The 7,702-nt window shown below is 56.8% G+C and carries 10 protein-coding genes and 1 tRNA gene; 6 read left to right on the top strand and 5 right to left on the bottom strand.

Going from position 1 to position 7,702, the window contains the following annotated elements; all coding sequences use genetic code 11:
- From ACTG3T_RS00615 to ACTG3T_RS00600, 4 genes are all read left to right on the top strand, one after another.
- Nucleotides 1-1,091: efflux RND transporter periplasmic adaptor subunit (locus tag ACTG3T_RS00615; RefSeq protein ID WP_439100324.1), on the top strand; the 1,091-nt coding region annotated here is incomplete at its 5' end.
- Nucleotides 1,088-2,527 (top strand): TolC family protein, encoded by a 1,440-nt coding sequence (locus ACTG3T_RS00610; protein WP_439100323.1) that lies wholly within the window; start codon nt 1,088-1,090, stop codon nt 2,525-2,527. The genes ACTG3T_RS00615 and ACTG3T_RS00610, both read left to right, overlap by 4 nt.
- Nucleotides 2,528-2,543: 16 nt before the next feature.
- Nucleotides 2,544-2,714 (top strand): hypothetical protein, encoded by a 171-nt coding sequence (locus ACTG3T_RS00605; protein ID WP_439100322.1) that lies wholly within the window; start codon nt 2,544-2,546, stop codon nt 2,712-2,714.
- Nucleotides 2,711-2,950, top strand: a complete 240-nt coding sequence (locus ACTG3T_RS00600; RefSeq protein WP_439100321.1) for a cation transporting ATPase C-terminal domain-containing protein — start codon at nt 2,711-2,713, stop codon at nt 2,948-2,950. Before ACTG3T_RS00605 ends, ACTG3T_RS00600 begins: the two co-directional genes overlap by 4 nt.
- A 58-nt stretch (nt 2,951-3,008) precedes the next feature.
- Here the strand turns inward: ACTG3T_RS00600 and ACTG3T_RS00595 are convergent, their stop codons facing one another.
- The 4 genes from ACTG3T_RS00595 to ACTG3T_RS00580 all read right to left on the bottom strand — a co-directional run bounded on the left by ACTG3T_RS00595 (nt 3,009) and on the right by ACTG3T_RS00580 (nt 6,228).
- On the bottom strand, nt 3,009-3,851 hold the full coding sequence (locus ACTG3T_RS00595) for an HDOD domain-containing protein (protein ID WP_439100320.1): 843 nt from the start codon (nt 3,849-3,851) through the stop codon (nt 3,009-3,011).
- Between the two features lie 89 nt (nt 3,852-3,940).
- A complete protein-coding gene (locus tag ACTG3T_RS00590; RefSeq protein WP_439100319.1) occupies nt 3,941-4,279 on the bottom strand; it encodes a hypothetical protein in 339 nt (112 codons plus the stop codon).
- Nucleotides 4,280-4,385: 106 nt separating this feature from the next.
- Nucleotides 4,386-5,033 carry a lamin tail domain-containing protein gene (locus tag ACTG3T_RS00585; RefSeq protein WP_439100318.1) on the bottom strand — a complete coding sequence of 216 codons (648 nt, stop codon included), beginning with the start codon at nt 5,031-5,033 and terminating at the stop codon, nt 4,386-4,388.
- Between the two features lie 385 nt (nt 5,034-5,418).
- Complete coding sequence (locus ACTG3T_RS00580) at nt 5,419-6,228, bottom strand: sulfotransferase (protein ID WP_439100317.1); 810 nt, start codon at nt 6,226-6,228, stop codon at nt 5,419-5,421.
- 477 nt (nt 6,229-6,705) lie between these two features.
- Here ACTG3T_RS00580 and ACTG3T_RS00575 point away from each other — a divergent pair, with 477 nt between their 5' ends.
- Nucleotides 6,706-6,906 (top strand): hypothetical protein, encoded by a 201-nt coding sequence (locus ACTG3T_RS00575; protein WP_439100316.1) that lies wholly within the window; start codon nt 6,706-6,708, stop codon nt 6,904-6,906.
- 139 nt (nt 6,907-7,045) lie between these two features.
- Nucleotides 7,046-7,122, top strand: a tRNA-Met gene (locus tag ACTG3T_RS00570).
- Nucleotides 7,123-7,194: 72 nt separating this feature from the next.
- Here the strand turns inward: ACTG3T_RS00570 and ACTG3T_RS00565 are convergent.
- On the bottom strand, nt 7,195-7,702 hold a 508-nt coding region (locus ACTG3T_RS00565; RefSeq protein ID WP_439100315.1), incomplete at its 5' end, for an ISL3 family transposase.

Raw genomic sequence — 7,702 nt, 5'->3', positions numbered from 1 at the left:
CCGCTATCGATCTACGGCGAGAATGCCGCCGAATTGAACGGGGAGCAGTAACCGTGCCTTTGTTTGATTATCACAGCGAGAAGTTTACGACGCTCAACAGCGTTGGCGTTCCCCGCGTCGCTCGCGCCGTGGGTATTGGACTGCTGTTTTTCTTTGTGGTCGTGGGGCTTTTTCTGACCTTCGTACCCTGGGTGCAGACTGCCAGCGGCCCCGGTAATGTCACTGCGCTTAATCCCAATGACCGCATGCAGGAAATCAACGCCCTGGTGCCAGGCCGGATACAGGAGTGGTACGTTCGCGACGGATCCCGTGTGAAGGTGGGAGACCCCATCGTCCGCATCGTCGATAACGATCCTCAGTTGCTGGAGCGCCTGCAGGCAGAGCGGGGACAGGTGCTCGCCAAACTGACAGCGGCGGAGACGGCGCTGGAAATCGCGCAAATCGATAAGCGCCGCATGGAGAAACTGTTTGACGAGGGTTTGTCGGCCCGTCGGGAATTTGAGCAGGCGCGTATCCGCGTGGAGCAACTGCGCGCGGATGTGGCCCAGGCGGCGGCGGAGCTCAGTCGCGTGGATGTGAATCTTTCCAGACAGTCGGTGCAGATTGTTCGTGCTCCCCGGGACGGTACGATCCTGCGGGTGAATGCGGGCGATGCGGCAACCTTCATCAGCGCGGGGCAGGTCGTGGCCACTTTTGTGCCCGACAACGCCGAGCGAGCTATCGAGATGTACATTGATGGTCGTGACATTGCCCTGGTGCGGGATGGTGCCAAGGTGCGTATCCAGTTCGAGGGCTGGCCGGTAATCCAGATCAGTGGATGGCCGTCGGTGGCGGTAGGGACCTTTAGCGGGCATGTGATTGCGATTGATCCCACGGCGCAAGCCAACGGTCGTTTCCGCATCCTTGTAGAAGAAGACCAGGATACCGGCGTGGCCTGGCCGGATCGGCGCTTTGTGCGCTTTGGCTCCAAGGCCCGGGGTTGGGTGCTGCTCGAGGAGGTGTCTGTGGGTTACGAGATCTGGCGTCAGTTGAATAATTTCCCGCCTAACTTCCCCGGCCAGGGCGACCCCATGGTGAATTCAAGCCAGTGATTTTTCGTGCCTCAGTTTTTATCGGACTGTTGTTGGCTGCGCCGCTACTGCGCGCAGACGTGCCTGTGGCCCAGATGCCGCTTTTGCCTGAAGAGGTGCTTGCAGCGTCGGAGGCGCATTTCCCGTCAATTCTCAAGGCGCTGGCTCAGCGTCAGGCGGCCGTGGGTAAGGTGACCGAGTCCCTGGGTGCCTTTGATCTTGTGTTCGGTGCCGATGGCTTTGATCGTGTAGACGGTTTTTATGATGGTACATCCCTTGGCGGCAAAGTCGTAAAACCCCTGCGGCCCCTCGGCGCGCAGCTTTACGGCGAGTATTCCCTGTCCAATGGTGACTTCCCTATCTACGAGGATCAGTACTACACCAACAACGCCGGCACGGCGAAGCTGGGTGTGCTGTTCAGCGTGTTCAGGGATCGTGACATTGACGCGCGGCGTTTTGGTCAGATCGATGCAGAGCTTGCCTTGCAGCAGGCCGAGCTTGATGTGCTGCTGACCAAGGTTGGTGTTCAGCAGCGCGCCCTGGCGGCCTACTGGCGCTGGGTCGCAGCGGGTCAGGAACTTGCGGTATATGACAATCTACTGCGTATAGCGCTGGAGCGCGAAACCGGTCTTGAGCGCGAGGTGAGCAGTGGACGTCGCGCGGCGATCTTCATTACGGAGAATCGGCAGAACATTACCCGGCGGCAAACGCTCATGACTGCAGCACGCCGTGATTTTGAGGTGGCTGCCAATCAACTGGCATTCTATTTGCGCGATGAGACCGGCGAGCCGCTGACGCCGGACGTGCAGCGGCTGCCCGCGGAAGCCCAGTTTGGCATTTTGCCCCCGGTGCCCAGCGCCGCCTCCCTGGATGTGCCCGCGCTGTTGGAGCAGCGGCCGGAGCTGCGTATCCTGCAAACAGGGGCCGAACGGGCCTTGCAGAAAATCGCGCTCTCGGAGAATGAGTTGAAGCCCCGCCTTGATTTGAACCTGGAGCTTGCCGAAGGTTTTGGCTCTATCGGTGAAGGTGGTGCATCCCGGGAGGGCACCGACGCCATAGTGGGGTTTACCTTTACGGTCCCCCTGGAGCGTCGTCAGGCAAAAGGTAAAATCACTCAGGCACGCGCCGAGCTGGAATCCCTGCGACAGGAGCAGCGTCGTCTGGAAGATCAGGTTGAGATCGAGTTGCGCAACATCCTGTTGGAGTTGGACACGGCGCGAGAACTCATGGAACTCGCCAAGCAGGACGTGGAGCTGTCAGAAACCATGAGGCAGGCAGAGGTGCGACGTTTTGAGCAGGGTGCCAGCGACTTTTTCCTCGTCAATATTCGAGAGGAGACTGCCGCCGATGCGCGGGTGCGTTTTTATACTGCCTACCAGCGAACGCGCGTTGCCCAGGCCAACTTTGACGCGGCCACGGTCAACCTTTCGCGGTTGGGTATCGACGAGGCGTTTTAAGGCGGCTGATCTTTTCTTGCCACTACCATCCGATAAGCGCTGGCCGGCGTGGCTGGACTTCATCCAGGGCCTTACGGGGTTGCTGTTGGTCTTTTTCATGTGGGCGCATCTTTTTGCTGTATCCAGCATTCTGCTGGGAAAGCCGGCCATGTTTGCCGTGACGCGGTTTAATGGCGAGCCTGGATGATCCACATGCGGGGCATGCGCCATGAAGACACCAGCCTCTGGCTGCTCGGGGGGATCGTGCTCAGCGTGCTCATTCGCCTGATACCAACCATGGTCCCTGAGGCGGCCGCTCTATTTAGAACCGCACCATTTCCCATGGTCTGGTGGCCGGTGATTTTGCTGTGCTTTCTGCCGAGTCTTATTGGTATTGAATCGGATAAATTTTTGCGTTCTTCGCTATCGGCAGAGCCCGTCTGATGGAGGTGAACCACAAAGCTCAACGAATTGTGCTTTTACCCTGATGGGGGCATGGCCCTTAGCCACTGAGTGCCTCCACCATAGATTGAATTTCGTCCTCGTTTTCTTCCAGTATTTCGGCCAGTTTCTCGCTATTCATACGCAGCCTGGCGAGAGCATCCAGGTCCCCTAGTTCGCCGGCGACTTTCACGCCCGCGCGAGCAAGAATATTGGCGATGAACAGAACGTCGCTGACATCCGACGATGAGATGCGGTCCCGCTCTTTAAGCTCTTGCTCATCGACACCGATGGCGATGGACTCCGGGAAATTCCAGGACTCCACAATCGCCCGCGCTACACCTGTGTGCCACTGAGCGACCAAAGTGTCGATAGCCTCGCGATCGGAGAACAGCTCCGGGTGGTCTGCGGCTGTTGTGAGGATGTAGAACTTGCCCACGGCATGCAGAAGCCCCGCAAGCATCGCTTCATCGGGCTTGCCGGCAAACTTGCTGTATTTGCCAAGCACATAGCTCAGGGAGGCCACTTTAACGCTGTGCAGGCGCAGTTTGTTGAGGTCCTCGATAAACGGGCTGCCCGGCGGGAAACTAAAGGCCTCTCTTGCGGCAAAGGACACTGCGGCGTTTTGAACCATGTCCATACCCACACGAGAGATAGCGGTGTTTATATCCGTGACCTCCATGGGGCCGCGGCGCATCATCGCCGAGTTCGCCATACGCATAAGTCGTGCAGCCAGCGCAGGCTCACCGGCGATAATGACCCCCAGTGAATTGATATCTGAGCCCGGATCAGAAACGCAACGCTGCACGCGCATGGCGGTATCCGGGAATGGCGGCAGGTCAAATTCTCCTGCGGCCAATTCAACCCCTAGCTGACGAACGAACTCAAATGCCGGGTTACTCATTGTTACTATTCCTTCGTATTGCTGGTGGCTGCTAGAAAAACGCGCGCCAGTCTAGCAGTCCTCTAGCTGCTTTGGGGCAATTGAAAACGCTAGGCGTTGGCCATTCCCGAGAGGGTTTCGTCCGCCCAATGAGTGGCCATTTGATCGAGGTGGGCTGCCTTGGGTGCCGTTATCTGAAAGGGTTCAAAGGGCAGTAGCTCGGGCTCCGACAGGAATTTTCGCGGGAGGTTAATAAAAGCGGTTTGCCCATCCACTAGTTCCGCGAGGCCAACTTCTTCGCTGATATTAAGTGCCTGCGCTGTCGCAAGATCATCGTCCAGATCCCGGGTTGCGGCACCGGTGTCGGCGCTACGAAAGAGAAGTGCGTAGACAAAGAGTTTAAGGCTCTGGTCAAAAATCGGTTGTCGGGCAATGAAAAAGTCGGACATTGACAGCGGTGTTTCAACAAAAGTGTGGTACACAAGATCGAGGAACTGCCCCCGCGTTAACACCCCTGATTTTGAAGCCTCGGTCAATGCGAGGGAAGGGCGCAGATCACATTCCTGTTGCCTCAGCCTCCTTTAGCGAGGTTTGTTTGACAGAGCTCATGGTTAGCGGGTGGCGCCTGCGGAAACGCAGCAGCAGCGCCCCGAGGCAAAGTAGCGCCAGGCTTGAGGGAATGGGTAGCGTGGTGGCATTGCCCGTCGACGTTATCCATCGCCCCGGCGTCGGTGAATTCGCCCGCCAATTCGTGATTACACCCATGTCCGGAGCGGTGGATAGCAGCTGGAGTGAGTCCCCGGTCCCGTCCGCATTTGACGGCCAGGGACTAGAGTCGTCGTAGCGAAGGGCCCAAACCTGAGCGCCGCTGGCGTCAGCCAGTGCAATGGTCTCGCCGCTGTTGGAAAGGGCGCCGGCAAAATCCAGGAGAGTGTCAGTAAACCCTGGAAAGACGAGGCTGAAGCCCGTTGGATCTTTCGCGAGCACCAGAGAGCCGCCGGCAGTCATAATCTGCGCCTCATCGAAAGCGTAGGAAATGCCGTCGGTGAATCGCCAACCCGCCAGTTCCAGAACCCTATCCGTCGGGTTGCTAAGTTCGATGAATTCATCGGGATCACTGCCCGGGGTGGGCCCGTTGTAATAAATTTCCGTAAGGATCGGGTTCGCGTGTAATGTTCCAGAGCAGACCAGCATAATAATCATAGCGGCTGCCAGTCCCATGGCTCCAAGAAAGGGATGTTCCCTGAGCTCTCTCGTCGGGAGTGTTGATCGGGGAGGTTTCGTTGTGGATGGCGGCGTTGATGCTGGTTCTGACACCAGCTCCGGTCTCGATTCAGATAGGTGCTCCATGAATTTGGCCTGCGCTGCTTGGGCTATACAGGATGGCAATTCGGGAAAGTCTGGCGAAGATCAGAGAGTGCCGTTATCGATCATTAGCGGCTCCTGTGTATCAAACGCCGGGCAAATCGGGAGCGTTACCGAGGACCAGATGCGAGGGCTCTACGTCTCCGCCGCGTGTGTATCCAAATGCGTTGAGGCTCTTGCTTGCCAGGATCCAGGCAAGGTGTTTTTGAAACGGCGTGAGCGCTTACTGCCAATCACCGACTCGCCCCTTGGGGATTTGATGTTCCGATGCGTCGCCGGGTTGCCTACCTTTGGTCACGGTGGTGAAGTTGGTCGCTTTCTTCACTCGATCGACAACCTCCGCGCTTCCATCGAGACCCAGGTCCAGAAAAAGGGCGCGACAGGTGTCGGCAAAATCGTTGTGCAGGTCTTCGTAACGCAGCACAGTGACTTCACCACGCCGGGCATGTTCCGCCAACTTTGCCGCGCGTAGGGACCAGCCAAGGATGCGGCGAGCGAGGCTGGCGTGATTGGTGCGCCAGGGGGCCTCACGCTTGCGCATCAATGCTTCAAAGTGCTTCGCAGAAACGGCGGCGTCACGGCAGTCGCGGACGATGGCGACAACCCGACAGCCTGGTGAAGCAGCTTTTAATGCGGATAGTTGTAAAATCTGGTCCGCGGCCTTGGTAGTGATCCGGCTTCCGGGCACTACCTGGGAGCGCAGACTTTCAAAAAACAGCTTGGGAATTTGCAGTGGCTCAGGCGTGTCTCTCACTGCTTCCATGAGCGTAAGCAGGTCATCGCGACGAAAACTTTGCACACCCAGCCTGTCGCTACAGCTTGTTGGATTAATGGGGACAGCGGCGTCAGGTCGCACGCGGTAGTCACCCAAGGCCAGGAGTTCCTCCAGCATTGCGTCCAGATTCGTGGAGCCAAGAGCAGCGGCGCGCTTCTGTTTCTCCACACCCGTGACCGGAACTCCGCCACGGCCGAGAAACATATCGCGAAAAATCGTGTCGGTATCCCGGAGGGCAAAGGCCTCCTGGCGCTGCATTCAGCGACTGTTTTCAGCCCGCGAATAAAGATAGTCCAAAGCGGTTCGGGGAAGGGTAAGGAGAAATGAAGCCCTTGCGTGGGTGGCGCGAAGTACATCAAATTCTCGCCAGGCCACGATCTGGGGGTGGGCTGCAAGCATATGCAATAACCATGATGAGCCGCACTTATACAGACCCACGATATGAATCATGTCCTGATGACCTCGGCTTGAGAGGCTGATTGGCGTCGGTGCAAGCATTTATCGGTCGGGTGCTGTCGGAGTGCGATGTGCTGATCATACGTCAGTCCGAGAATAAGGCCTTCGCGGTGGCGTGGTTGGTTCTGAGAGCGGCTTGTAAATCTTAGTTGCAAATAAGAATCGTTATCATTAATCTGATGTTGACGCGGTTGCACCGCCGCAAAAGAACTAGACGGGTATGGAGGGTGGATGTCGTTGAAATCGTCGGAAATAAGTTATCGAGACTTGGAGCCTGCCATGGGTTCGCTGAGCGGCGTCGCCGCTGAACGTTTTTTGGATATGAAGCGCACGGCCGATGGAACCGTACTCTGCATGCTCAGTGAATCATTGATCACTTCTTTGCTAAAGCGTGGAGCCGTTAAAGCTGAACAGTTGCAATGCATGGATGAAACATCGGCTGCTCAGCTAAAGAAAATTGTACTGCGCAGCTGCCGATAGTGGAGCGGATTTGGGTGGAGCGCTCACGATAGGCTGAGCCAGCTTCACACGCCAGAAATTGATTGCGCCGGAGGTTGACTTGCGAGAGGCAAATGTAGAGAATTCGCGTCGCCCGCGATGGGGGCCAGAAACACATCGTGGCTACGTAGCTCAGCTGGTTAGAGCACAGCATTCATAATGCTGGGGTCGGTGGTTCAAGTCCACCCGTAGCTACCATTTTTCTTCTTAATTTTCAGTATCTTACAGCGCCCGGCTCTACCCACTTAACGGGGGATACACCGGTTTTCATTAAACTCGGTTGATAATGCCATCCCATCCACAGTGGGTTAAGACCCGCAGTCGATAGTTTTCAAAATTTCTAAATCCATAGGCTCGTCGGCTCATCATTTCCATCTTGTTATGGAAGCCCTCGGTAATGCCATTCGTCTTGGTAAACCGCCACATGCCAACGATGGGTTCCAACCAGGATTTAAGCGTTCTTGCCAATCGATGAAGCGGGCTAGCCGCCAAGTCTTCGATCAATGAGAGCAGCTGCGGCAGCAGCTGCTTGGCTTTTTTACGATTCAGGGATTTGAGTAGCAGCAGTCGATTGAGCTTCTGCTTGGCCGTATACAGCGCCTTGAGCACGGGATAGTCATCTAGATATCGGCCAAGATTCTCTCTTTGCTCATCCGTAAGACGCCATTGGTGGCGTCGCATCAGGCTGATCAGCCCGCGATGCTTGCGCCCCTCGGGATCGTAGCCCTGCCAGGCTTTGAGCAGATGCTGATTAACCAGTCGAATGACGTGGAATCGA

Origin of the sequence: Congregibacter sp. (genome assembly GCF_965660375.1) — a bacterium.
Lineage (GTDB): Bacteria > Pseudomonadota > Gammaproteobacteria > Pseudomonadales > Halieaceae > Congregibacter.
This window is presented reverse-complemented; position numbering and strand designations above follow the sequence as displayed.

Excerpts from the sequence above, each read along its gene's own strand:
- ACTG3T_RS00600 (WP_439100321.1), top strand. The coding sequence starts at position 2,711 with ATGATCCACATGCGGGGCATGCGCCATGAAGACACCAGCCTCTGGCTG.
- ACTG3T_RS00595 (WP_439100320.1), bottom strand. The coding sequence starts at position 3,851 with ATGAGTAACCCGGCATTTGAGTTCGTTCGTCAGCTAGGGGTTGAATTG.
- ACTG3T_RS00590 (WP_439100319.1), bottom strand. The coding sequence starts at position 4,279 with ATGTCCGACTTTTTCATTGCCCGACAACCGATTTTTGACCAGAGCCTT.
- ACTG3T_RS00585 (WP_439100318.1), bottom strand. The coding sequence starts at position 5,033 with ATGATTATTATGCTGGTCTGCTCTGGAACATTACACGCGAACCCGATC.
- ACTG3T_RS00580 (WP_439100317.1), bottom strand. The coding sequence starts at position 6,228 with ATGCAGCGCCAGGAGGCCTTTGCCCTCCGGGATACCGACACGATTTTT.
- ACTG3T_RS00575 (WP_439100316.1), top strand. The coding sequence starts at position 6,706 with ATGGGTTCGCTGAGCGGCGTCGCCGCTGAACGTTTTTTGGATATGAAG.